The organism is Natronococcus sp. (assembly GCF_047921035.1).
In the GTDB taxonomy this organism is placed as follows: domain Archaea; phylum Halobacteriota; class Halobacteria; order Halobacteriales; family Natrialbaceae; genus Natronococcus.
In genome coordinates this window covers 14,502-39,341 of sequence record NZ_JBLRWX010000022.1, presented here as the reverse complement: position 1 = coordinate 39,341, position 24,840 = coordinate 14,502, and the positions used below count along the sequence as shown (strand labels likewise).

Genomic DNA, 24,840 nt, shown 5'->3' with positions numbered 1-24,840 from the left:
GCTACCTCAAAGAACGGATCGTCGAGCACTACGGCGACGAGTACCGCGGCGTGCCGATCACCTACGCCCACCAGCGCGAGCAGAAGGGCCTCGCCCACGCGCTGCTGTGTGTCGAAGAACACATCGACGACGACTTCATGCTGATTCTCGGTGACAACATCTTCGAGGCGAACCTCGAGGACGTCGTCCGCCGCCAGCAAGAAGAACGCGCGGACGCCGCCTTCCTCGTCGAAGAAGTCCCCTGGGACGAAGCCTCCCGATACGGCGTCTGTGACACGAACGCCTACGGGGAGATCACCGACGTCGTCGAGAAGCCCGACGACCCGCCGTCCAATCTCGTGATGACCGGGTTCTACACGTTCACGCCAGCGATCTTCCACGCCTGTCACCTCGTCCAGCCCTCCGACCGCGGCGAGTACGAGATCAGCGACGCCGTCGACCTGCTCATCCAGAGCGGTCGAACGATCGACGCGATCGGCCTCGAGGGCTGGCGGATCGACGTCGGTTACCCCGAAGATCGGGAGGAGGCCGAGGAGCGACTGCAGGAGAAAGTGCCGGCCGAAGCCGCCTCGGACTGAACTGACCGTCCAGGACCGACCGGAGCGGGTTCCGACGGGACTATACGATTCCAACGGGGAGACCGTACTATCTCCGAGATGTCTACCGACGATGCCGAGCATATTTCTCGGCGCGACAAGATCGACGCACTGTTAGACGTCGCCCGGTTCAGCCCGAAGTTCACGACCCTGATCGTCGGTCTCGGACTGCTCGCTGCGGTTCTCGAGGGGATCGGACTGAGCTTCATCCTGCCGATCATCGAGATCGTTCAGGCCGACGATCCCGTCGCCGAGGCCGACGGGCTGATGGCGGCGTTCGTCGTCGCCTACGACACGCTCGGGGTCCCGTTCACCCTCGGGTTCGTGGTGGCCGGCGTCGCGGTCGTGATGACGGTACGGTACACCGCGAGTTTCCTCGTCGGCTGGTTTCGCGAGGCGCTGCGGACCTACTACATCCGCGATCTGCAGGTTCGAGCGTTCGACAACGCCCTCGACGCGGAGGTGAAGTACTTCGACGAGGAGGGCTCGGACGACATCCTCAACGCCATCGTCACCCAGACCTACTACGCGGGACGGGTGATCCGGCGCGTGATCAAGGTGCTCGAGCAGCTCTTCCTTTCGCTGGCCTATCTGACGATCGCGCTGGTGATGGCGCCGATGCTCACGCTGATCGCCGCGGTCATCCTCGGTGGGCTGACGGTCCTGCTCCGGGGCGTCCTCGAGGGCGGATACGACCTCGGCGACGAGGTGGCCGACGCCAACGAGCGCCGACAGGAGGCCGCCCAGGCCGGCACCCAGGGGATCCGCGACGTGCGGATCTTCGGGCTCGCGGAGGAGCTGCGCGGGAACTTCCTCGACGCCGTCGACCAGTACACGACCGCCCGGATCAAACTCCGGCGCAACGAGGCGGCGATCAACAACTTCTACAACCTCGGCGTCGCGGTCTCGGTGTTCCTCCTGATCTACCTCGCGCTCACGTTCGCCGACCTCTCGATCGGCGCGCTGGGGGTCTTCCTGTTCGCGATGATGCAGCTCGGTCCCAAGGTGAGCGCGCTCAACGAGTACTACTACAAGGTCGAGAACGACCTCCCTCACCTCGTCCGAACCCAGCAGTTCATCGAGAGCCTCGAGGACCGCGAGGAGGTCAACGAGCCGACCCGGGAGGTCCCCGACGAGGTTCGACACGTCGAGTTCGACGACGTCGAGTTCTCCTACGACGGCAACGAGCAGGTGCTCAGGGGGATCGACTTCGAGGTCGAGAGGGGCGAGTTCGTCGCGTTCGTCGGCCAGTCCGGCGCCGGCAAGTCGACGATCGTCTCGCTGCTGGCTCGGCTGTACGAGGTCGACCGCGGCGAGATCCGCGCCAACGGGGTCCCTATCCGCGAGATGGACGTCGACGAGTGGCGCGAGCGGCTCTCGATCGTCCGCCAGGATCCGTTCATCTTCAACGACACGCTGCGGTACAACCTCACGATCGGCAACCGTGACGTTTCCCGGGCCGAGATCGAGCGGGCGTGTTCGATCGCGAAGATCGACGAGTTCCTCGACGACCTCCCGAACGGGTACGACACCGTCCTCGGCGACGACGGGACCCGCCTGTCGGGCGGCCAGAAACAGCGCGTCTCGCTCGCTCGAGCGCTGCTCGAGGACACCGAACTCCTCATCCTGGACGAGGCGACGAGCGACCTGGACTCGAGTCTCGAGCAGGAGGTTCAGGCGGCGATCGAGGGGATGGATCGGGACTACGCGATGCTCGCGATCGCCCACCGGCTCTCGACCGTCGAGAACGCGGATCGCATCTACACGGTTTCGGACGGCGAGGTCGTCGAGGCCGGCCGACACGGCGACCTGATCGACCGGGGCGGACAGTACGCCGACCTGTACGCGATCCAGTCGCGCAAGTAGCTCGAATGTCCCCGCCCGACCGCTCACACGTCGAGTTTCTCGGTCCGCCGGGTGCCGGCAAGTCGACGGTCCACGGACGGCTCACGTCGGAGCCGCGGTACTACGGCGGGATCTACGAGGACGCCCTCGAGCGACTGATTCTGGATACCTACGACGGTCCCGCCGGGCTGACGTACCGGCTGTTGCCGTCCCGTCTCCGATCGTACGCCGAGACGCTCGTTTTACAGCATCCGGCTCGAGAACGGCTGTTCTCGGAATTCTTGCTCGAGCAGTCGGCGTTTCCGGACGCGATGGTCGGCGCCCGGCAAGCGGCGTCTCGCGACCCCGACAAGGCTGCGTCGCTGCTCAGGGACGCCGCGGACCGCTACCAGCTCGGGGTCGAGACGGTTCGGCCCGACGAGCGGTTCTGTATGGACGAGGGGTTCATGATGGGGGCCGTCTCGATCCTCTGGCGCGGCGGGGACCGGCTCTCGCTCGAGGCGTACTTCGAGTGCGTGCCGACGCCGGAGACGCTCGTCCACGTCACCGCGCCGAGGGCGGTCTGTCTCCGACGCCAGCGCGACCGGGAGAAGTCCCTCCGGGAGCGACACGGCGTCGCGAGGACGGACGACGCACAGAGACGTCACGAGGAGGCCTGCTCGAGGGTCGTCGCCACCGCCGAGGCTACCGACTCGATCACCGTCGTCAGGGTTTCGAACGAGGGGACCCTCGAGGACGTCGTCGCGGCGGTCGACCGGGCCCTGGCGAACTAACCCGGTCGACTACGATAGGCTTTTGAAGCAGAGCTAGCAGGTATGCTGTAACGCACGCACCGGGAACCGATGATGATCTATGTATCGACGGGAGGACGTCCATGCATCCCGAACTCGAGGGGTAAGCGGATGAGCGAACGCGCCGTCCGCGGGTCGACGTGAGCCGAAGCCTCGGCGTGATGGAGGCGATCCGGACGACCCTCCCGGAGTGGTTCCTCGAGGCGTTCGTCTGGGTAACGCTGCTCGGGGATCTCCTGTTCGTCGCCCCCGCGCTGGCGCTGTTTTACGCCGTCGACGTCGGCTCGTCGATCAGACGCGGCCGTCGGGAGGAGCCGCTGTGTTCGAACCGGACGGCGTCTCTCATCGCGACCGTCTTCGGCGGGCTCGCGCTCGTCGTCCTGCTCGAGTCGGTGTTCGCGCTCCCGCGCCCGCCCGCCGAGTACCACGCCATCGAGGCCAGCGAGTTCGGCTTCCCGAGCGGGCACACGATGGCCGCGACGGTGTTCTGGGGAGCGATCGCGCTATGGCTCCCGCGCGGCCGACGATCGGTTCGGCTCGGCGTCTCCGGAGCGATCGTCCTCCTCGTCGCCGTCTCCCGGCTTGCGCTGGGCGTCCACTACCTCGTCGACGTCGTCGCGTCGGTGGCGTTCGGCGCGATCTATCTCGCCGTGATCGTCCGGGTCGCGCGAGACCGGCCGCTACGGGCGTTTCTCGCGGCGCTCGGAATCGCGCTCGCGGCGACGGTCGTCGCCGGCGCCAACGAGCGAGCGGCGCTCGCGCTCGTCGGCACCGCCGTCGGGCTGGTCGGCTGGTGGCTCGTCGAACGACCGGCGATCCGGGGGCGGGTGTACGCCGCGTACGACCGCCTCGGACCGGGTTCGGCCTGATACGGATTGCTGTACCGATTTCCCGGCGCAACCGCCGTATGGGTCGCGGTTGCGCCGGTAATGACTTACAGGAAACCGTATGAGAGCCGGCGGAGAACGGTGTCTGTCGACGACGCCCTCGAGCGGGTGTGGGACGGTAGCTCGCTCAGCCGTCGAAGAGCAGGTAGCCGACCGCCATCGACGCCAGCACGCCGCCGATCGACCACTCGAACAGGGTGTAGGATTCGAAGAACAGGTGGATCGCCCAGCCGACGACGAACGCGAGCATCGCGACGTTGACGTCGCGGTAGGCGATCAGTCCGCGAACGACGCTGCCGACGACCAGCCCGCCGTAGGCGAGGCCGCCGATAAATCCGGTCTGGATAATCACCTCGAGATAGGAGTTGTGCGGTAACGGCGCCGTCTCGCCCTCGAGGTAGGGCTCGATGACGAGGTTCGCGGGGCCGCTTCCGTAGCCGAACAGGAGGGGGCCGTCGCGGATCGCCCGCAGGCTCGCGGTCCAGAGCTCGAACCGGCCCGACGTGGAGATGTCGATCACGTTCGCGTACATTCCCGCGAGCAGTCCGAACACGGTGACGGTGCTCGCCGCGGCGGCGACGGGGACCGCGAGGCGACCGCCGACGACGTAGGCCGCGTAGATCACGAGGACGACCGCCGAGGCGAGCATCGCTGCCCGGGCGTTCGAGAGGAAGACGCCGACGGCACAGAGCCCGGCGAGTGCGGCCGCCAGCCCCGCCCCGAGCGGTCGACGGGCTGCGACCGACCGGTGGAACTCGACGACCGCGGCGACGAGACCGGCGAACGACACCAGTCCGAAGGAGTTGGGGTTCGGGAAGAACGACTGGATCGTCGAGCGCTCGGTCTCGATCAGCGGCACCGACGGGGTCCCCGACCACTGGCGGACCTCGAACGCCCACAGGCTGTACTCGCCGACGGCGTACGTTCCCAGCCCGAGCACCACCGCGACCGCCGCCAGCCGCGGGAGAAACCAGAGGAAGATCCGTTCCGGAACGAGCCGCGGGACGACGAAGAGGCTCGTCCCCATCACGACCGCGGCCCACAGCGGCCACCGGGACTGCGAACTCGAGGGGTCGTACGCCAGGGTGTGGACGAGGTAAATCCCGGTCAGCACCGCAAAGCAGCCGACGGCGGCCCACTGGCCGGCCGTGTACCGTCTGGCGTCGGTGACGACGAGGAAAAAGGAGACGGTAAGTACCAACACGACCGCGATCGCGAGCGGACGACTCGGCCCGAGACCGAACCCGGGCGAGGAGCTCTGGTAGAGCACGCCGAGGACGACGAACGAGACGCCGAGCACCGAGAGGAGTCCCGCCTGCAGTTGGTCGAACTCCTGGTAGGCATCCGCGACGATCCGGCAGCCACAGATCGTCCCGAGCAGGACGGCGAAGGCAGCGAGCTGCCACGCCAGCACCGCGTCGGTCGCGTACGCGAGCACTACCAGAACCAAGTGGAGGCCGAACAGTCCGTAGACGAGCGCGTTCACGAGACGGTCGGCGTTCCACTCGTAGTCGAGCAGCGTCACCGGTTCTCGTTCGACAGCGCTCACGTCTCCATCAATTATCGGCGATCGATAAATAACTGAGCCAGTAACTATATGCGGACCGTTCACGAGTCGATATCGAACCGCCGCCCTCGCGAACCGCGACCCCCTCTCGTCCGCTCGCGGCTCCCACTCGAGCCGACCGGAGAGCCGGCGGCACCGGCTCGATCGCTCGCTCGAGTAGCACTAACACGTGAGAACTGCGATGTGTTTTTGGGAGTCGACGACCTGTTGGCGAACGATGCGCGTTCTAGTCACCGGCGGCGCCGGATTCATCGGTGGACATCTCGCCGAGACCTTCGCGAAAGCGGGACACGACGTGACGGTGCTCGACAACCTCGACCCCTACTACGATCCCGGTATCAAGAACCGGACCGTCGAAATCGGGAGAGCCGCCGCAGCGGAGGGCGGAGGCAGCTACGAGTTCGTCGAGGGCGACGTTCGGGACGGGAGCCTCGTCGACGAACTGGTCGCCGACGCGGACGTCGTCTACCACCAGGCCGCACAGGCTGGCGTCCGAACGAGCGTCGAGGATCCCCGGAAGCCCAACTCGATCAACGTCGACGGGACGCTGAACGTGCTGGACGCGGCCCGCGAGACCGACCTCGAGCGGGTCGTGCTCGCCAGCTCCTCCTCCGTATACGGGAAACCCGACTCCCTCCCCTACGACGAGGCCCACCCGACGACGCCGGTCAGCCCCTACGGCGTCTCGAAGCTGGCCGCCGAGCAGTACGCCCGCGTCTACCGCGAGGTGTACGGACTGCCGACGGTGTCGCTGCGCTACTTCACCGTCTACGGCCCGCGAATGCGCCCGAACATGGCGATCTCGAACTTCGTCTCGCGGTGTCTGAACGGCGAGCCACCGGTGATCTACGGCGACGGCCGGCAGACACGCGATTTCACGTACATCGACGACGTCGTGGACGTCAACCGGCAGCTGCTCGACGACGGCTCGGCGGACGGCGAGATCCTGAACGTCGGCTCGACGGACACCATCGACGTCCGGACGCTCGCGGAACTGGTTCGCGACGAGATCGACCCCTCGCTCGACCTCGAGTACGGCGAGCGACGGACGGGCGACGCCGAGCACACCCACGCCGACGTCTCGAAGGCCCGCGAACTGCTGGGGTACGAGCCGTCGACGTCGATCCGGGAGGGCGTCTCGCGGTTCATCGACTGGTACCGCCGGAACCGGAACTGGTACGAGCCGCTGGTGTTGGACTCCTAACCCGATCGGACCGAGCGAGCCGTGCCGTGTGTTCCACAGCTCCACGAGAGGCCACGTGCTTCCGAAGAAAAGGTAAAGGAAACGGGCCTCCCCTTACTGGAGTATGGCGAAGTCGGCTGCAGCGTTCGTCGGTGCTGCACTCGTCGCCGCGGGGCTCGCCCCCACCACGTGGCTCGTCGATCCCGCCGTCGGCTACGTCCTCTCCGGGACCGTCCTGCTGTCGATTTTCGCGCTCGGAGCGCTGTCCGGACTCGAGGACGGCCGGCTGACCGGCGCCTCGCTCGAGCGGCCGATCGTCGCCCTCTTCGCCCTGTACTGGGTCGGGCTTGTCGTCCAGTTCGGACTCACGGGTTCGACGTCGTTCGTGCCGTACGTTCTGCTCACGCCGCTGGTCTGCGTTACGCTGTGGTACGTCGTTCCGCCGCTGATCCTCGAGCGACCGCGGGCGTTCGTCGGCGGGCTCGTCGGCGCCGTCGTCGCGCTCACCCTGCTCGGAATCGCGCTCCTCGTCGTCGAGACGGTCACTGCGGCGAACTTCCCCTGGACGGGCAACCGGGTTTTCGGGCAACCGGGCCTTCGCGTCGCGTCGATCTACGGCAACCCCAACGCCTTCGGGTTCGCGGCCGCGGTCGCGAGTCTCGGCGCGCTGTGGGCGTCCCTCGAGTCGCGACACCGACGCTGGACCGCAGCGTTGCTCGTGACGCTGGCGGGGCTCGTCCTGAGCGACGCGACGATGGCGCTGCTGTCGTTCGGCGCGGGAACGGCCGCCCTGCTGTTCGCTCGCTCTCCGAAATCCGGGCTCGCGTTCGCCGCCGTCGGCGCGCTCACGGCGTCGGCGGTCCTGCTGACCGATCTCGGCGCGTCCTACCTCGCGCTCGTGATCGAACGCGGCGGCAGCGAACGCCTCGAGTTCTGGCAGGTCGCCCTCTCGCGGGCGGCCGAGAATCCCGTCCTCGGTGCCGGGTTCGACGCCGGGATCCCGACCCACAACTCCTTCGTCGCGATCGCGTTGAACGCGGGGTATCTCGTCGGCGGGGTGTACGTCCTCGCGCTCGTCGGGACGGTCGCGTCGGCCCTGCGGAAGGCGCGGGACGATCCGTCGTGGAACGGGTTCGTCCTCGCCGCGTTGACGCTGCTCGCGTTCCAGATGCTGACCGAGTCGTTCACGCTCGGCGGGCTATCGACGATGTCGCTGCTGCTCGCGACGTTCGTCGGTCTCGCGCTGGTCGATCCGTCCGAGACGGCGACGATACCGCTCTCCCGGCAGTTCCGCGAGAGACCCGACTCCGGCGTCGATCAGTAGCCTTATTCCGCCCTGCTCGGAACGGACGCCGAGCATGACTCTCGCAGCGAAGATCGCGTCCGGGCTCAAGGCCGACTTCGCGTCGCAGGTCGTCCGAAACCTCTCGAGCGGCCTGCTGGTCGTCGTCCTCGCCCGCCTGCTCGAGCCCACCGAGTACGGGCTGTTGTACCTCGCGATCTCCGTCTTCGCGATCGCGACGGTGATCGGCCGACTCGGACTCGGCAAGTCCGCCGCCCGCTACCTCACCGAGTACGAGGAGCGCGACGCCGGCCAGATCCCCCACATCGTCGAGACCGTTGCGCTCGCGCTCGCGGTCACCCTCGGGACCGTAACGCTCGCCCTGATCGTCGCCCGCGAACCGCTCGCGGCGCTTTTAGGCGAGCCCGGACTGGAGGAGCTGTTGCTGGTCGGCGCGCTGTACGTCGCGGGCCACGGCCTCGTCAACTCCGGCCGGAACCTCTGTCAGGGGTTCAAGGAGATCGAGCGGGCCGCGTTTATCACGCTCGTCGAGGCGGTCGTCCGCCCCGTCGTCGCGATCGGGCTCGTGCTCGCCGGCCTCGGCGCGGTCGGCGCGCTCGTCGGCTACGTCGTCAGCTCGCTGCTCGGGGCCGCGCTGTTCGCGGCGGTTATCTACCGACTCTACGCGCGCGCAGAGCGGGGCGAACTCGAGGCGGGGCTTCGCCGCCGGATCGCCGAGTACGCCCTCCCGATCACGCTGACCGAGAACGGGAGCACGATCATCAAGCGGGTCGACGTCGTCCTCATCGGCGCGTTCCTGACGCCGCTCGCGGTCGGCTACTACGTCGTCGCCAAACAGCTCCTGACGTTCATCAAATCGCCCGCGAACTCGCTGGGCTTTGCCATCTCGCCGCGCTACAGCGAACAGCTCCAGCGGGGCAACCTCGAGACCGCCTCGCGGCTCTACGGCGAGGCGCTGACGGCCACGCTCGTGTTCTACGTCCCCGCGGCGGCCGGGCTGGCGATCGTCGCCGAGCCGACGCTCGCGCTCGTCTTCGGCCCCGAGTACGCCGGGGGTGCGATCGTCCTGCAGCTCCTGACGATCTACCTGGTCGCCCAGGCGGTCTCGTACGTCACCAGCGGCGGACTCGACTACCTCGGTCTGGCGAAACTTCGCGCGTACGCGAAGGGCGCGACGGCGGTCGCGAACCTCCTGTTGAACCTCGCGCTCATCCCGACGATCGGGATCGCCGGCGCGGCGATCTCGACGGCGGGCACGTACGCGGCCTACGTCGCGGTGAACGTCTACCTCATCCACCTCGAGCTGGACCTCGACTGGCGGGCGATCGGCCGTCGCTGCGCCAAGGTCGGCGCCGTCACGGCGATCATGTCGGCGGTCGTCCTGCCGTTCGCGCCCGCGATCGACGGCGCCGTCTCGCTGGCGGCGGTCGTCGCCCTCGGGACGGCCGTCTGGCTCGGAGCGACGGTTTCGATCGGCCTGATCGAAAAGCGGCAGCTCCGGTCGGTAGCGCCGTTCTGAGCCCCTCGAGCGGGCGTCAGACCCGTGCCAGCACGTCCCGCCACCGGATCGGGATCCGACCTGTATAAGTTAGCTCCGGGTGCTCGTCGAACGGGTTCGCCGCGTCACGGTGGGCCCGCCACCAGCGGTCGTGGACGGCGTTGATTCGGACCGGGATCTCCTCGAGCCCGACCAGCTGCGACGCCACGAGCCGGTGGAACCCGCAGGAGTTGAAGATCAGCTCCCCGTTGCGACCGACGTTGACGGCCACCTGGTCGTACCGGTCGGCAGTTCGCTCCGCCTGCGGGCCGCCGGGCTCGAGTTCGATCCCTCGCTCCCGGATCGACGCGAACAGCTCGTCGAGGTAGGCTCCGTACCCGGACGCCGCGTAGGAACGGGCCTCGCGCTCGGGGTAGCCGGCCTTGCGCAGCGACTCGACCGTGAGGTCCGCTCCGTCCAGGCGCCCGTCGTAGTACCCCCGAAGCAGCCGGTACTTCGGGCTCTCGGACAGCGGCTTCGCCTGCAGATCCCACTCCCCGGGTTCGATCCGGCCGGCCGAGCGGTACTTCCGCAACACGGCGTACTCGAGGTACGTCCGGATCTCGCGGGGGTCGACCCGACAGATCACGAACGGCGGGACGGTCGGACCCGTAACCCGTCGCGGGAGGGCGTCTCGCAGTTTCAGTCGCAGCAGGTTCCTGTCGATCATGGCGCCTGGTCGCGGCGGAACGCGGCGGTTACGGCTCGAGTAGCGACTCCAGCCGTATAGCTCTCGGTGATCGCGGCCGGCTCGGTTTCGCGACCGCTTGCTACCTCTCGCGGAAGCGACACGCTGAAGGCGCCGAGGAAAATCTCACCGGTATGGCAACCGTCAGTGTAGTGATTCCGACCTACGAACGCCCCGCCTTCCTCGAGGGGGCCGTCGAAACTGCACTGGACCAGACGTACGACGACCTCGAGGTGATCGTCGTCGACGACGGCTCCGAGACCGCCTACGCCGGGGCCGTCGTCGACGAGTACCCGGAGCGAGTGATCGGGATCGAACACGAGGAAAATCGGGGGCTCTCCGCGGCGCGGAACGCGGGGATCGAGCGGGCCTCGGGCGAGTACGTCGCCTTTCTCGACGACGACGACCGGTGGTACGAAACGAAGATCGAACGGCAGGTTCGACGCCTCGAGTCGGACAACCGGGTCGGTCTCGTCACCTGCCTCTCCGTGTCGGTGACCCCCGACGGGGAGGTCATCCACGTCGAACGCGACGCGCCCAGCGGCGACCTCTCGGACTCCATGCTGCGGAAGAACCTGATCGGCTCGCCCTCCCGCGTGCTCGTCCGGCGGACCGCACTCGAGGAGATCGACGGGTTCGACGAAGACTTGCCGACGAAACAGGACTGGGATCTCTACATCCGGCTCTGTCGGAACTGGCTCGTCGCCGCCGTCGAGGACCACCTCTGCGTTCGAACCTCCCACGAGAGCATGTCCAGTTCGCCCGAGGCCGTGACCCGCGATTATCGGGCGGTGCTCGAGAAACACGAGTCGCTGATCCGCGAGCGTGGCTACTGGGAGTCCGCGAAGGCGGCGATCGCCGAGCGCGCGGGGCGGGCGTACCTGGATCACGGCGAGCTCCGAAGCGCCCGTAGCGCCCTCAAGGCGGCGCTCTCCGCGGAGCCGACGAAACGCAGGGCGGCGCTGCTGGCGCTTTCCTACACCCACCCCGCGGTCGTCCGATCGGCGATCGCCGCGACGCGATACCTGCGCTCGAGGCGCGACCCCAGCGGGTTCGAGTACGGGGAACCCCTCCGGTCCGGGCCCGCGTAGCTCCGTGCGCACCGAAGCCTTTAGCCGTTCGATCGGAAATTCCTCGAGCAATGGTTCGCGTCCTCGCCGTCCTCACGCACGTCAAACCGACGACCTTCTCCTACGAACTCTCCGAGGCGCTGGCGGCGATCGACGGGATCGAGGTGACGATCGTCTCTTACTACGACAACGCCCTCGAGGAGACGGCGATGGCGCCGGATTCGGCCGTCGAGTTCGTGCCGCTGAACGCGGGTTCGCGCCTCGATCCGGCCGCGATACGCCACCTGCGCTGGGTCCTGCGGACGAGGTCGTACGACGTCCTCCACACCCACCACAACTTCGTCGGCTCGCTGGCCCGGCTGCTCGCCCCCCGCGGGACGCGGATCGTCGACACCGAACACGCCGACCACGAGCGCCACTACTCGCTCCCGCAGGTGCTGGTCAACGCCGCGACGCTCCCGCGAGCCGACCGGGTCGTCGCGAACTCGAGGCGGACCCTCGAGTCGCTGTACTGGTTCGAACGGCTCGGGCTCGACGACGAGCAGTTCTCGGTGATCTACAACGGGATCGACGTCGATCGGATCGACCGCGTGCTCGCGGAGCCCCGCGACTCCCGGGCGGTCGAGGGGAGGCGAATCACGTCGGTCGGCCGGCTGAGCGAGACGAAGAACCAGTCGACGCTGCTCCGGACGTTCGCGTCGCTCGCCGACGACCACCCCGACAGCCGGCTGACGATCGTCGGCGACGGCCCCCTGCGCGAGGACCTCGAGTCGCTGGCCGACTCGCTGGGCGTTCGGGAACGCGTCGAGTTCACGGGGTTCGTCGACCGCGAGGAGGTCTACCGGATCCTCGCCGCGAGCGACCTCTACGTCCAGCCGTCGCTGTCGGAGGGCTTTTGCGTCGCCCTCGTCGAGGCGATGGCCTGCGGGCTCCCGGTCGTCGTCAGCGACGTTCCCGTCCTGCACGAGGTTGTCGGCGAGGCGGGTTCCTACGCCACTCCGACCGAGCCTGCCGCGTTCGCAGACCGCCTGCGACGGCTGCTCGCGGACGACGAGCTGCGGCGGGAGTTCGCCGAGCGGGCGTCCGACCGCGCGCGGACCGAGTTCCCCCTCGAGCGGACCGCCGAGGCCTACGCCGAGCTGTACCGTGACCTGCTCGAGTCGTGAGCACCAGGGAGTCGAACCGGAACCGCTTTTGATCGAACGCGGGAGGCTCTATCCGTGACGAGGACAGCGGACCGCACAGGGACGGTGGAGTTCTTCGGCGTCCCGGGAGCGGGAAAGTCGACGATCGCTCACCGACTGGCCGAGCGGCTGGCGGCGACGGGACGACCGGTCTCGGAGCCGACGTATACGCTCGCCCACGAGGTCTCGAGCGCGCGACGATATCTCACCAAAACCGGGTACGCTGCGACCGGAACGCTCCGTCGACCCCGACGGGCGCTCGCAGCCGCTCGAGCGATTTCCGAAAGCGGCCAGCCCTCTCCTCGAGCGCTGGTGAAGACGGCGTTCAACTGGCTGTACGTGACCGGCGTGCTCGAGTCGCGGACGCCGGGCGAGCTACGGGTGCTCGACCAGGGACTGGTACAGGCCGCCTGGTCGGTCGGCCTCGGCGCCGAACGGGATCGAACGGCCCCGCTGTGTGAATTGGCCGTCGACGCGCTCTCGCGGTCGGGACCGGCACTGGTCGTGGTCGTCGACGTCGCGCCCGAGACGGTCCGCGAGCGGCTCGCGAGTCGCGCGGACGGCGACACGCGGGTCAGTCCGACCGGCGACGGTCACGGCGTCCGCGAGGCGTTCGAACGGCAGGAGCGGGTCGAACGAGCGCTCGCGGACGCCGTTGCCGACGAACCATCGGTCGACCTGTTTCACGTCGACAACGAGTCGCGGGCCGACCTCGAGAACGCCGTCGCGACGGTTCTCGAGCGTCTCGAGAGCGAACGGCACCGGGGGTAGCAGTTGTCAGCGGGTCGTTTTCTTTCAGCATGCTGCGTAAAACTCGTGGTCCGTCCCGCTCGAGTGACCGCTCCCACGAGTTCATACGGTTTACTGTAAGTCATTACCGGCGCAACCGCGACCCGTGCGGCGGTTGCGCCGGTAAATCGTTACAGCAATCCGTATCAGTCGTAAGCGTTCTCCCGCTGCCCGCGTAATCCGGTCGACTGTAGCTGCTCGAAATTGAGCTGTCCAGTATCTCTCGCTCCGAACGGCGATTACGGAAATCGAGGAGAAAGCCTCGCCCTTCAGGGCGGGGAGGATGTCAAGGACCGGCAGTCGGCAGGAGTATCGCCAGCAGAAGGCTGGCACCGGCGATGACTCCGAGTCCGAGAAAGGCGCCGTCGAAGTATCCCCACTCCGCAAACGTCCCGACGATCAGCGGCCCCGTTGCCCCGAGTGCGATGTATCCCGTTCGGAGAAGCCCGAGGCCGGTCCCTTTGACGCTCGCGGGCAGTTCGTTGACGAGGTACGTTTGGGTGAGCGGTGTCGCCCCGAGGAGCACGCTGGCGATCGTAGTGACCAAGAGGAGCGAGCCGAGCGTCTCGGCGAACGGAAGCGCGAGCAACACGACCGTCGAAACGCCGGCGACGATCAGTAACATGGGCCGGTAGCCGAACCGATCACCGCCGGCCCCGGCTGCCGGTTGAACGGCGATACCGACGACGAAGAACCAGCCGAAAAGCGTCGCGGCGGCGGTCGGCGATAGTCCCTTCATTTCGACGAGGTAGATCGGGTAGAACCCGGTGAACCCCTGGTAAACGAAAAAGAGCACGAGGTGGACGCTCGTGATCAGCAGGATCAGGCGGTCCGCGATTCCATCGATCACCTCCCGGAACGTCGCCACCGACAGCGAGTAGCCGTCCGTTGCTGTCGATACCCGACCGGGGATCGCCCGGAAGATCAGCACCGCAACGAGGAAAAACAGCGGAATAGTGATACCGAAGCCTACCCGCCAGGACAGCACCCCCGCGAGGACGCCGGCGACGACGGGTAGGGTGGCGTTGCCGGCTTCACCGGCCGAGAGCGTCAGGCCGATGGCAGTGCCGTCCCGCCGCTCGTAGATAGCCGAGAGAATCGTGAACCGCGCGGGGCCGAACAGCGCGGTCGAAAATCCGAAGACCCCGGTGGCCACGAACAGCATCATCGGCGTCGTCGCGCCGGCAACGGCGGCGATCGCGATCCCCGAACAGACGGTACTGATGACCAGCGCGTTCCCCTCGCCTAACAGGTCGCCGACGATCCCACCGGGGAACTGTCCGAGCGCGTAGGCCGTCCAGAGAACCGTGACGAGCAACCCGAGGAGTACCAGGTTGATATCGAACGTTTCCCGAATGGACGGGAGGAGTGCGGGAAAGATCAATCGGACGCCCAGCGACAGAAACCAGCCGCTGGCGACGCCGACCAGAATCCAGCCGCGGCCGCCGCTCCAGAGTTCGTCCGCGACGTCCCGAACGCTTCCGAGCCTGGTTCCGTGCACGCCTTACTACTCGACAATCGTCTGCTCTCTTAATTGTTTGCTCGTGGACGGCACCCGTCGCTCACATCCTCGAGGAGCGAACCGCGTCAGCGGTGAGCGAGTAGGGTGGGAAGGACGTCACTGGTGGCTGATCTCCCGGAGTACGCTCGTGGTCCGCTCGACGGTCGACCGCCAGTCGTACGTCGGTCCAAGCCCCCCGTCGCTTCGCGCGCTCGAGCGCGAGAGCTGCGTCTTGATCTCGTCGGCGAACGCCTCGACGTCGCCGACGGGGGCGACCGACCCACCCTCGCCGACCACCGCCGCGACCTGCTCGAGGTCCGAACAGACGACGCGAACGCCCGAGGCCATCGCCTCGAGGACGGTTCTGGGGACGCCCTCGGTCCGACTCGGGAGGACGAGGACGTCCGCCGATCGGTAGACGCGAGGCATCGCCTCGTAGGGGAGGTGGCCCAGAAACTCGACACCGTCGCCGAGTCGGTCGCCGGCTCGCTCCTCGAGCCGTTCGCGAAGCGGTCCCTCGCCGCAGAAGTACAGCGTCACGTCGGGGTACGCCTCGCGCACGCGCTCGACGGCCGCGAGGGCGTCCTGGGGTCGTTTTCCCTCGACCAGCCGGCCGACGAACAACACGACCGGTTCCGACGGCTCGAGCAGGTCGCTTTCGGGACCCTCGGGCCGGAACCGTTCGGTGTCGATCCCGTTGGGGACGACCTCGATCGGCGCCCGAACGCCGAATTCACGGAGCTGTCGCTTGCAGACGTCGGTGTAACAGAACGCGACGTCGGCCTGGTCGAACGTCCACCGGCCGACGGTCTTCAGATACCACTCGAAGATCCGCTCGGGTGCGGTCTGGGAGTACAGTCCGTGGTTCGTGATCGCGAGCGGCGTCTCCCCGAACCGCCGCCGCAGCGCCGCCAGGTTCGTCGAGAAGTACAGGTGCGAGTGAGCGTGGACGACGTCGAACTCGCAGGCGTCGTACAGATACTGCGAAACGCCGGCCGAGACATCGTTGCCGAGCGGGCTGACCGTCGGATCGTACCGGACGACGGTGTAGCCGTCGCGCTCTTCGAGGTGAGGGGTTTCGGGGTCGCGTCGCACCGTCAGGACCGTGACGTCGTGGCCCATCGCGGCCTGGTCCCGACTCATCGCGTGGACGTGGTAGGCGCCGCCGCCGTTCACCTCGGGATAGCTCTTCTGTGCGACTCGAAGGATACGCATCGGCTGCTCCGCGTCAGATAGCTCGAGCGACATTCACGTGATAGGTGCCGCCACCGTTTACGTCGGCGTAAGTCTTCTGTGCAACTCGGCGGATCCGCATCGGTCGATCTCCATCGGGTAGTTCGAGCACCATAACTCACTCACTCTTTTTTGCGAGCCGCGAGAGTCCCTCCTCGAGGCCCACCGTCGGCTCGTAGCCGAGTTCGCGTCGGATCTTCGAGATCGCCGCCCGGCTGTGTTCGATGTCGCCGGGCCGGGGCTCCCCGTGGACGATCTCGGAGTCCGAGCCGACGACCTCGCGGATCGTCTCGGCGAGTTCCCGGATCGTCACCGACGAGCCGGTTCCGACATTGAAGGACTCGCCGACGGAATCGGTCGTCGCCGCGAGCAGGTTCGCCCGCACGACGTCCGAGACGTGGACGAAATCCCGCGTCTGGGTGCCGTCGCCGTCGATCGTGATCGGCTCGCCGGCCCGGGCCTGCTCGAGGAAGATACTGATAACGGCGCTGTAGTCGCCGCCGACCTGTCTCGGGCCGTAGACGTTGAAGTACCGCAGGCTGACGGTTTCGAGCCCGTACAGGTCGTGGTAGAGACGGGCGTACTCGTCGACGGACGCCTTCTCCAGCCCGTACGGCGAACTCGGCTCCGTCGGATGCTCCTCGTCGATCGGCGTGTACTCGGGGTGGCCGTAGATCGCCGCACTCGAGGCCAGCACGACCCGGGCGTCCTCGGCGCGGGCCCGCTCGAGCAGCGCCAGCGTCCCGTCGACGTTGACCCCGTGACTCTCTACGGGGTCGGCGACGGACTGCTCGACGCTGACGAGCGCCGCCTCGTGGAAGACGAGATCGACCCCGTCCATCGCGCGGGCCACGGCGTCGTCGTCGCGGAGGTCGCCCTCGATAAGGGTCACGCCGTCGGGAACGCGGTCGCGCCGACCGCTCGAGAGGCTGTCGAGCACTCGGACGTCGTTCTCGTCGGCGAGGGCGTCGGCGAGATGGCTGCCGATAAACCCCGCCCCGCCGGTCACCAGAATCGTCTCTCCTGTCGGCGGCTCCGGTAGTTGACCTGACATCAGCTGCTACTCGACTCTTCGTCGCCGTCCTTAGTTAAGCGTTCAGACAGCAGGTCGACGACGTCCACCACGACCGACCAGATCTGGTAGGCGACGAGTTCGACGTCGAGCAACAGCGACTGTCGACGAACGTACTCGAGGTCGTACTCGAGTTTCTTCGCGGGTTCGAATCCGGTGACGTCGTTGATCTGAGCGATCCCGGTAAGCCCCGGTTTGACGAACCAGCGCTTCGACCAGTCGATGCCGTCGGCTTCGATCTCCCGATCGATTTCGGGTCGTTCGGGCCGCGGGCCGACGACGCTCATCTCCCCGCTGAGGATCGAAAACAGCTGCGGGATCTCGTCGAGGTGGGTCCGTCTGAGGACTCGACCGACGCTCGTGACCCGAGGGTCGACGCCGCCGGCGTCCTCGTCGCTCAGCCGGGCGCCGTCGCTTTCGGCGTCGGTACCCATGCTCCGGAACTTGGAGAGGGTAAACGTTCCTCCAAGCGTCGACGTTCGGATCTGATTGTAGAGAACGGGTCCCGGAGAGTCGAGTTTGACCGCGACTGCGGCGAACAGGATCAGCGGCGTCAACACGGCCAGGCCCACCGTCGCGAAGATCAGATCGAACGCTCGCTTGGCCAGGCGGCCGTACCACGGCCACGGCCGGAGGTCGACCCGCACCAGCGCGTCGCCGGCGGCCTCGTCCGCGAGGACGCGGTCGGCCAGCGACTCGTGGACGAGCGCGTCGACGCCCTGTTCGCGACACGTCCGCAGGACGCCGAAACACTCCTCGCGGTCGCCGTGCGCGAACGCGAGCGCGACGGTGTCGACGTCGTGCTCCCGGATCGTTCGCTCGAGTCCCGAAAGCCCGCCGAGACGGTCGGTTCCGACGATCAGTTCGAGGTGGTTGATTCGCCCATCGGCCGGGACACCGCCGTCGGTTCTGAGGACCTGTTCGTCGCCCGACGACCGGTCCGAGGCCGACCCGTCCGGGTACGACATCTCGATCGACCGTTCCGTCAGTACCGGCGAGAGAAAGCCGAGCGGCGAGACGGGAAGCGAGAGGATCGAGGACTTGATCAGCGTCGGTTCGTCGCCGACGACCAGCACGCGTTCGGGCCGGTTACGACGGCGACAGAGTCCGTACCAGGCCGGAAGCGAGACCGCGAGGACGGCACCCGAAACGAGTGTCGTCGAGACCGCGGGGGCGGTGGCGACACCGGCAGCGGCGAGGGCGATAAGAACGAGACAGGCGATACCGACCTGTCGCCAGGTCGCCGAAAGTACCGTCGGTACCGAACGCGGTCGGGAGACGTACAGCGGGGTCAACGCGATGCTGACGACCCCACCGACGAGCGCTGCGACGAGGAGGCGCTCCCCGAACGTGATCGGTGTACCGGTGAGGATACCCGCGACGAACCCCGCTGCGAGTGCGAGCAGCAGTGTCCCTGTTGCTGCGGCGCCGCGATATCCCCAACCTAGTAACATTCAACATGTCTCCTCCCTCAGACACCGTATTAAAGCTTGTGAGACGATGTAAGATAATAATACAGTACTTTCAGAATATCTTATCTATAGTAAATCGTTGTTACCTATCAGCCGGTTTATGACACTTCTAACGAACGAACGCGGTCGACCGTCGCCGACCGGTCGGTCGGAATTCCATCGGCGAACGTGAAACGGAAAGTACTCGACGGCTAGCTCCTCTCGTTCCGAAACTCGCTCGGCGGTCGCGATATAAACGAACCGATCACGGGACAGTTTCGGCACTCACAACGTCCCGTTTCCCGCTTATGTGACTATTACTAACCACGTCGCCGACCGAAGCGGCTGAATATGAACCGACGGACGGTCCTTCTCGGAGCCGGCGTCGCACTCACGACGACGATCGCCGGGTGCGGAAGCGCCGACGGAGAGGACGCCGACCAACCGGACGATCCGGACGAGATGGACGACTCGCTCGAGGACGACGACGCCGACGCCGACGACGATATGCCGGCCGACGAACTGACCGAGGAGGACGAGGACGAAGACGAAACGGTCGACGACCGAATCCCCGGGTTCGAGGACGAATCGTTCACCGTCGACAGCGACGCCGTCTCGGTCGAGGAGGTTACTCGCGACGGCGAGACGGTGACCGTCCGGACGGAGGCAGACACCCTCGATCAGAACGAACTCGAGGCGGAACTCGAGGTCGTCGGTCGAACGTTCGTCGACGCCATCGAGGACACCGACGAGTTCACCGCGGCGGTTTCGACCGTCGAGTGGAACGTCGAGTACGGAGGCAACGAACTCGCGAACTTCCACATCGAATCGGAGTGGCTCGACGCCCACGAGGCCGGCGAACTGTCGGAGGACGAACTCCTCGAGCGAATCCTCGAGACGGGGTCGCTGGAGTGACGCTCGAGGGGACGCCGAGCCCGTAAACTCTCTACCGCGATATAGAAATGCCAGCGAAACGGCGACCCCTGTGGGAACGTCCCGAGGTACCCGGCTCGAGGTAACCTCGGCTTCGCGGTGCTGTTCGCGACGGCCGCAATCCTCGAGACCGTCCTCGGGCTCTCGGGAGCCGGCGGCGGGGACGCCCCGCTCTGGAGTATCACGCTGGCGTTCGCGGCGATCAGTCTCGCCGCCGCTACCGTCGGATACGTCGTGGGGATCGCGATACGGTTCGTCTTGCCCGCCGTTCGTCGGAGACGCGCCGAGCGCCCCGGGTCCGAATGCGAGTACCCCCAGTAGCGCCCGCGTCGGAAGCTCACTCCTCCCACGCGCTCGGCGCGATATCCAGTAGCTGGACGACGGGTCGGTACAGAAAGACGAGGACGAAGATGATCGCGAGTTCGATCCAGAAGCCGACGTCGCCGACGAGCGCTCGGACGACCCCGAGCACGAGAAACACCAGCAGTATCATCGCGACGTAGTGGGGAACGAGCTCGAGCAACCGGTCCGTGTCCATAGAGACCGTTCGACGAGGCTCACTATATGCGTACTGGCTACGTGCGGTTCGGCTCGAGTCCGCTGTCGAGGTTCTCCGTGCTCGAAGCGCGTCATGCGGTTCGCCGGGATTCGATCGCTTCGCCTGCTGCCCCCACTTATATAACTTAACTATAGTTGTAGTAAATACCATTTAGGTCCAATATACAGCATTCTAAGACTAACAGACAATAACAAACACCAAGTAGTTTTATTCCTACCTTGCTGACGGGGAGAGACGACGTGGATTGGTCCCCCGCAGGACCGGTGGCAACGCTCGACGAATTTCGATCGTTCACGAGCTGTCAAACAGAGAATATAACGAGCGTTCCGAAGCACATCCTCTCTCGGTGATTTCAGGAGAGCCAACGTTCATAACCGGCGAACCGGAACTACGTGAGTGGATGTCACACCACAGGCAAGCCCCTCGAGTCGAGGAGCGACTGCAACGGCAGCGAGTACGCGTCGGGAACCGACTGAGGTGGCCGCGATGACCCGCGAGACGACCGAGATTACCCTCATCGGCGAGGACGATTCGGGAGTACTCGCGGAGCTGACCGCCGCGCTCTACGATTGCGACGTCGAGTTGCTCGAGCTGGATCAGGCCGTCCGAGACGGAACCTTCCGGATGAACGTCCGGGTCGACACCGACGGGATGACCGTCTCCCAGCAGACCCTGCGAGAGGAACTGCAGGCGCTCGGCGAGGAGTTCGACGTCGATGTTCGGGTCCGCTACCCCTCGAGTTGCGACGACCAGTCGATCGCCGTCCTGGTCACGAAGGAGAGCCACTGCCTGGAGGCGTTGCTCGAGGCCGACGAGGCCGGCGAACTCGGCGCGGATATCGGGGTCGTCATCGGAAACCACGACGACCTGCGTCCCCTCGCGGCCGAGTACGACGTCCCCTTCCACGACGTCGGCGACGAGAGCGGCTCGCCCGACGAGGACCAGCTTCTGGAGCTGCTCGCGGAGTACGACACCGACCTCGTCGCACTGGCCCGGTACATCCAGATCCTCTCCCCCGAAGTCGTCTTCCGGTACGAGGACCGCATCATCAACGTCCACCCGAGCCTCCTGCCGGCGTTTCCCGGCGCTGCGGCCTACCGTCAGGCCCTCGAGAAGGGCGTCCGGATCGCGGGGGTCACCGCCCACTACGTGACCACGGACCTCGATCAGGGACCGATCATCGCCCAGCGCGCGTTCAACGTTCCTGCGGACGCGACCGAGGCCGACCTCAAGGCGCGCGGCCAGCCCCTCGAGGCCGAGGCCCTGCTCGAGGCGATCGAGCTCCACCTCGAGGACGAACTCGCCGTCGAGGACGGGCGAGCGGAGCTCGAGTCGCCGGATCGGGCCGCGACCCAGCTCGGCGCACCCGCGGAGCTGGATCGGGCCAACCCCGAGGCGCCGGTCGACGAGCGCGAGTCGCTCGTCGCCGACGACCGGGAGGGGACGGCCGTCGCCGACGACTGACGTCGATTTCGCTACCCGTTCTGCGGTCCGTGCTCGACGACCGCACTCGAGGGGAGGCGTCCACTTTCGTCGCGATCCGTTCCACGCACAGTCGGATATCTTACGTATCGTGGTTGAACTCTCACGCTCGCAAGATACTTACTCCGGGTTCCCGCTACTCGTGATATGGCGTTCGACCAGCCACTCGACAGCATCTCGCCGAGCGTAGCGACGGCCATCGATCGCGAACGCGACCGACAGGAGTCGACCCTCGGCATGATCGCCTCGGAGAACCACGTCTCGGAAGCGGTCCTCGAGGCCCAGGGCAGCGCCCTGACGAACAAGTACGCCGAGGGCTACCCCGGCGGTCGGTACTACGGCGGTTGCCAGCACGTCGACACCGTCGAGGAGGGCGCGATCGAATCGGCGAAAGCGCTGTTCGGCGCGGACCACGTCAACGTCCAGCCCCACAGCGGGACCCAGGCGAATATGAGCGTCTACTTCGCCGTCCTCGAGCCCGGCGACGGCATCCTCTCGCTGTCGCTGTCCCACGGCGGCCACCTGAGCCACGGCCACAGCGTCAACTTCTCCGGACAGCTCTACGACGTCGACCAGTACGAGGTCGATCCCGACACTGGTTACATCGACTACGACGAACTCGAGCGACAGGCTCGCGAGACCGACCCGGAACTGATCGTCAGCGGCTCGTCGGCGTACCCCCGGGAGTTCGACTACGAGCGGATCGCAGAGATCGCCGACGCGGTCGACGCCTACCATCTCGCGGACATCGCCCACGTGACCGGGCTCGTCGCGGCCGGCGTCCACGCCTCGCCCGTCGAGCACGCGGAGTTCGTCACCGGGAGCACGCACAAGACCATCCGTGCGGGACGCGGCGGGATCGTGATGTGCGACGAGGAGTACGCGGACGATATCGACTCGGCGGTCTTCCCCGGTGCGCAGGGCGGCCCGCTGATGCACAACGTCGCCGGCAAGGCCGTCGGTTTCGCGGAGGCCAGGACCGACGCGTTCGACGAGTACGCCGAGCAGGTCGTCGAGAACGCGAAACGCCTCGCTGACGTCTTCGTCGAGCGGGGGCTCTCCCTGGTCAGCGGTGGGACCGACAAACACCTCCTGCTGGTCGACCTCCGGGACTCTCACCCCGACCTCACGGGCGAGCAAGCCGAGTCGCTGCTGAGCGACGCCGGCATCATCGTCAACAAGAACACCGTCCCGGGCGAGACCAGATCGCCGATGGTCACCAGCGGGATTCGCGTCGGCACGCCGGCGCTCACCACGCGCGGGCTCGAAGAGGCGGAGATGGAGACCGTCGCCGACTGTATCGTCGACGTCCTCGATAACCCCGACGACGGAGCCGTCACCGATCGCGTCGCCTCGCGGGTCGACGAACTCTGTACGGCGTATCCGATCTACGAGTAGCGCTCGAGGAGTTCGATTTCTTCTGGCCGAGAGAACTACGCGAGGAGAGCGAGCGACGCGCGTTCAGTCGTCGGACGGATCCGCGGTTTCGGGTTCCGTCCGGGTTCCCTCGAGGTCGGTCGAGCCGATCGAGACGTCGTCCTCCTCGCGGAGGAACAGCGGTCTGCGGGCTCCGAACGCCGACATCATCGCGATGGCGGCGAGCAGGGCGATGATCGAGAACGGGCCGCCGGTGATGATCGCGGCCTGCTGGAGCGCGTCGACGCCGCCGGTGACCATCAGCAGCGAGGCGAGCGCCCCGATGAGAAAGCCCCAGATGACGCGGTTGATCGTCGAGGGCTGCTCGACGCCGCCCGTGGTCAACATGCCGAGCGCGAGCGTCGAGGAGTCGGCCGACGTGATCAGGAACGTCGTCACGAGCACGAGAAAGAGGACGGTCAGCACGCCACCCAGTGGGAGCGCCTCGAACAGCGGGTAGCCAGAGCCGGCCTCGCCGAGTTCGCCGACGACCGCGAGGATGTCGGACTGGCCGCTCTCCTGGAGGAAGATCGCCGTCCCGCCCATGGTCGCGAACCACGGCACCGTGATCCCGGTCGAGGCGATCACGCCCGTTACTGCGACCTGTCGAACCGTCCGTCCTCGAGAGATCCGTGCGATGAAGAGGCCGACGAACGGCGTCCACGAGAACCACCAGGCCCAGTAGAAGATGGTCCAGCCGCCGACCCACTCGTCGACACCGGCCCCGGCGCCGTTGCCGGAGCCGGTGTAGAAACTCATCGTGATGAACTCGTTGATGTAGGCCCCGAGCGCCTGGGTCCCCATCGACATGATCTGGGTCGTCGGACCGAGCAGGAACGTCGCGACGGTCACCACCGCGAACAGCGCCATGTTGAAGTAGGAGAGTCGCTGGATCCCCTTTTTGATACCGAGCGACACCGAGATAGTAAAGGCGACGGTGAGCCCGGTGATCACCAGTATCGTCCCGCTGTCGCCGACGGACGCACCGGTCGTCCACTCGATGCCGACGAGGAACTGGCTCCCGACCAGGCCGAGCGTCGTCGCGACGCCGCCGATGGTGGCGAAGACGGCGAGCACGTCGATCGATTTCGCGAGCGGTCCGTCGAGGTTCTCGAGGCCGACCCACGGTGCGATCACCGTCGAGATGCGAAGCGGCGCGTCGTACCGGTAGGCGAAGTACGCGATCGGAAGGGCCATGACGACGTAGGCGGTCCAGGCGGAGATCCCCCAGTGGAAGAAGGTGTACTGGATCGCTCCGACGGCGGCTTCGGGCGACTGCGATTCGGCGCCGACGAACGGCGACGCCGCGTCGTAGTGGAAGATCGCCTCGGCGGGCCCCCAGAATACGATTCCCGCGGCGATCCCCGCGGAGTACAGCATCGCGAAGTATGCGGGGAAGGAAAACTCCGGTCGCTCGTCGTCGCTCCCGAGTTTGATGTTGCCCCACGGGCCGAAGATCAGGAAGCCGACGAAGGCGACGAGGACGAACATCGCCACCAGGTACCACCAGCCGGCGGCGGTCCACAGGAAGTCGTTCGCAGCGGCCATCCGCTCGGACGCGGCGCCGGGCCACAGCACGAACGCCAGCACCGATCCGGCCGCGATGAGGAAGCCGGCCGTGAAGACGGCGACGTCGAGTTCGTCCGCGAACCGCCGCAGGGCCGCGGTCGGATTCGAGCGTCCCATCTGATCACCTCCGTTCTCCGACCCGGCAGAGCCGGTCGGTCGGTCTATCGGTGCGTCGTTCGGTGCT

At 66.8% G+C, this 24,840-nt stretch carries 22 protein-coding genes; 14 read left to right on the top strand and 8 right to left on the bottom strand.

What is annotated here, in order from left to right; genetic code table 11:
* The 4 genes from ACNA7R_RS06765 to ACNA7R_RS06750 form a co-directional block, all read left to right on the top strand.
* A partial coding sequence (locus ACNA7R_RS06765; RefSeq protein WP_416282803.1) for a sugar phosphate nucleotidyltransferase occupies nucleotides 1–578 on the top strand: 578 nt, incomplete at its 5' end.
* Nucleotides 579–656: 78 nt separating this feature from the next.
* A complete protein-coding gene (locus ACNA7R_RS06760) occupies nucleotides 657–2,462 on the top strand; it encodes an ABC transporter ATP-binding protein (RefSeq protein WP_416282802.1) in 1,806 nt (601 codons plus the stop codon).
* A 5-nt stretch (nucleotides 2,463–2,467) separates the two neighbouring features.
* A complete protein-coding gene (locus tag ACNA7R_RS06755) occupies nucleotides 2,468–3,214 on the top strand; it encodes a hypothetical protein (RefSeq protein ID WP_416282801.1) in 747 nt (248 codons plus the stop codon).
* A 158-nt stretch (nucleotides 3,215–3,372) separates the two neighbouring features.
* Entirely contained in the window at nucleotides 3,373–4,101 is a 729-nt protein-coding gene (locus ACNA7R_RS06750) for a phosphatase PAP2 family protein (protein WP_416282800.1), read from the top strand.
* Between the two features lie 145 nt (nucleotides 4,102–4,246).
* Here ACNA7R_RS06750 and ACNA7R_RS06745 read toward each other — a convergent pair whose 3' ends face one another.
* Nucleotides 4,247–5,668 carry an O-antigen ligase family protein gene (locus tag ACNA7R_RS06745; RefSeq protein ID WP_416282798.1) on the bottom strand — a complete coding sequence of 474 codons (1,422 nt, stop codon included), beginning with the start codon at nucleotides 5,666–5,668 and terminating at the stop codon, nucleotides 4,247–4,249.
* Between the two features lie 235 nt (nucleotides 5,669–5,903).
* Between ACNA7R_RS06745 and ACNA7R_RS06740 the strand changes: the two genes are divergently transcribed.
* The 3 genes from ACNA7R_RS06740 (at nucleotide 5,904) to ACNA7R_RS06730 (ending at nucleotide 9,691) form a co-directional block, all read left to right on the top strand.
* A complete protein-coding gene (locus ACNA7R_RS06740) occupies nucleotides 5,904–6,890 on the top strand; it encodes an SDR family oxidoreductase (RefSeq protein WP_416282797.1) in 987 nt (328 codons plus the stop codon).
* Between the two features lie 103 nt (nucleotides 6,891–6,993).
* Complete coding sequence (locus tag ACNA7R_RS06735) at nucleotides 6,994–8,193, top strand: O-antigen ligase family protein (RefSeq protein WP_416282796.1); 1,200 nt, start codon at nucleotides 6,994–6,996, stop codon at nucleotides 8,191–8,193.
* Between the two features lie 34 nt (nucleotides 8,194–8,227).
* Nucleotides 8,228–9,691, top strand: a complete 1,464-nt coding sequence (locus ACNA7R_RS06730) for a flippase (protein WP_416282795.1) — start codon at nucleotides 8,228–8,230, stop codon at nucleotides 9,689–9,691.
* Nucleotides 9,692–9,707: 16 nt separating this feature from the next.
* Here ACNA7R_RS06730 and ACNA7R_RS06725 read toward each other — a convergent pair whose 3' ends face one another.
* Nucleotides 9,708–10,379, bottom strand: coding sequence for a hypothetical protein (locus tag ACNA7R_RS06725; RefSeq protein ID WP_416282794.1), 672 nt, complete (start codon nucleotides 10,377–10,379; stop codon nucleotides 9,708–9,710).
* Nucleotides 10,380–10,531: 152 nt separating this feature from the next.
* On the opposite strand from ACNA7R_RS06725, the gene ACNA7R_RS06720 reads away from it, so the two are divergent.
* From ACNA7R_RS06720 to ACNA7R_RS06710, 3 genes are read left to right on the top strand one after another with little or no spacing between them, the layout of a single operon-like run.
* A complete protein-coding gene (locus tag ACNA7R_RS06720) occupies nucleotides 10,532–11,488 on the top strand; it encodes a glycosyltransferase family 2 protein (RefSeq protein WP_416282793.1) in 957 nt (318 codons plus the stop codon).
* 50 nt (nucleotides 11,489–11,538) lie between these two features.
* A complete protein-coding gene (locus tag ACNA7R_RS06715; protein ID WP_416282792.1) occupies nucleotides 11,539–12,633 on the top strand; it encodes a glycosyltransferase family 4 protein in 1,095 nt (364 codons plus the stop codon).
* A gap of 54 nt (nucleotides 12,634–12,687) precedes the next feature.
* Nucleotides 12,688–13,422: an AAA family ATPase gene (locus ACNA7R_RS06710; protein WP_416282791.1), complete on the top strand. Its 735-nt coding sequence runs from the start codon at nucleotides 12,688–12,690 to the stop codon at nucleotides 13,420–13,422.
* 304 nt (nucleotides 13,423–13,726) lie between these two features.
* Here ACNA7R_RS06710 and ACNA7R_RS06705 read toward each other — a convergent pair whose 3' ends face one another.
* The 4 genes from ACNA7R_RS06705 to ACNA7R_RS06690 all read right to left on the bottom strand — a co-directional run bounded on the left by ACNA7R_RS06705 (nucleotide 13,727) and on the right by ACNA7R_RS06690 (nucleotide 18,700).
* Nucleotides 13,727–14,941, bottom strand: a complete 1,215-nt coding sequence (locus ACNA7R_RS06705; RefSeq protein ID WP_416282790.1) for an MFS transporter — start codon at nucleotides 14,939–14,941, stop codon at nucleotides 13,727–13,729.
* A 117-nt stretch (nucleotides 14,942–15,058) separates the two neighbouring features.
* Nucleotides 15,059–16,156, bottom strand: a complete 1,098-nt coding sequence (locus ACNA7R_RS06700) for a glycosyltransferase family 4 protein (protein ID WP_416282789.1) — start codon at nucleotides 16,154–16,156, stop codon at nucleotides 15,059–15,061.
* 136 nt (nucleotides 16,157–16,292) lie between these two features.
* A complete protein-coding gene (locus ACNA7R_RS06695; RefSeq protein WP_416282788.1) occupies nucleotides 16,293–17,228 on the bottom strand; it encodes an SDR family oxidoreductase in 936 nt (311 codons plus the stop codon).
* Entirely contained in the window at nucleotides 17,228–18,700 is a 1,473-nt protein-coding gene (locus ACNA7R_RS06690) for a sugar transferase (protein WP_416282787.1), read from the bottom strand. The genes ACNA7R_RS06695 and ACNA7R_RS06690 overlap by 1 nt, the downstream gene beginning before the upstream one ends.
* Nucleotides 18,701–19,048: 348 nt before the next feature.
* Between ACNA7R_RS06690 and ACNA7R_RS06685 the strand changes: the two genes are divergently transcribed.
* A complete protein-coding gene (locus ACNA7R_RS06685) occupies nucleotides 19,049–19,612 on the top strand; it encodes a hypothetical protein (protein WP_416282786.1) in 564 nt (187 codons plus the stop codon).
* Between the two features lie 117 nt (nucleotides 19,613–19,729).
* Nucleotides 19,730–19,951 carry a hypothetical protein gene (locus tag ACNA7R_RS06680; protein WP_416282785.1) on the top strand — a complete coding sequence of 74 codons (222 nt, stop codon included), beginning with the start codon at nucleotides 19,730–19,732 and terminating at the stop codon, nucleotides 19,949–19,951.
* 16 nt (nucleotides 19,952–19,967) lie between these two features.
* Here ACNA7R_RS06680 and ACNA7R_RS06675 read toward each other — a convergent pair whose 3' ends face one another.
* Nucleotides 19,968–20,168 carry a hypothetical protein gene (locus ACNA7R_RS06675; protein ID WP_416282784.1) on the bottom strand — a complete coding sequence of 67 codons (201 nt, stop codon included), beginning with the start codon at nucleotides 20,166–20,168 and terminating at the stop codon, nucleotides 19,968–19,970.
* Between the two features lie 507 nt (nucleotides 20,169–20,675).
* Here ACNA7R_RS06675 and ACNA7R_RS06670 point away from each other — a divergent pair.
* Together ACNA7R_RS06670 and glyA are read left to right on the top strand one after the other, a co-directional pair.
* Nucleotides 20,676–21,653, top strand: a complete 978-nt coding sequence (locus ACNA7R_RS06670) for a formyltetrahydrofolate deformylase (RefSeq protein ID WP_416282783.1) — start codon at nucleotides 20,676–20,678, stop codon at nucleotides 21,651–21,653.
* Between the two features lie 165 nt (nucleotides 21,654–21,818).
* Nucleotides 21,819–23,069 carry a serine hydroxymethyltransferase gene (gene glyA, locus ACNA7R_RS06665; protein ID WP_416282782.1) on the top strand — a complete coding sequence of 417 codons (1,251 nt, stop codon included), beginning with the start codon at nucleotides 21,819–21,821 and terminating at the stop codon, nucleotides 23,067–23,069.
* 63 nt (nucleotides 23,070–23,132) lie between these two features.
* Here the strand turns inward: glyA and ACNA7R_RS06660 are convergent, their stop codons facing one another.
* Nucleotides 23,133–24,773 carry a BCCT family transporter gene (locus ACNA7R_RS06660; RefSeq protein ID WP_416282781.1) on the bottom strand — a complete coding sequence of 547 codons (1,641 nt, stop codon included), beginning with the start codon at nucleotides 24,771–24,773 and terminating at the stop codon, nucleotides 23,133–23,135.
* Nucleotides 24,774–24,840: the final 67 nt, after the last annotated feature.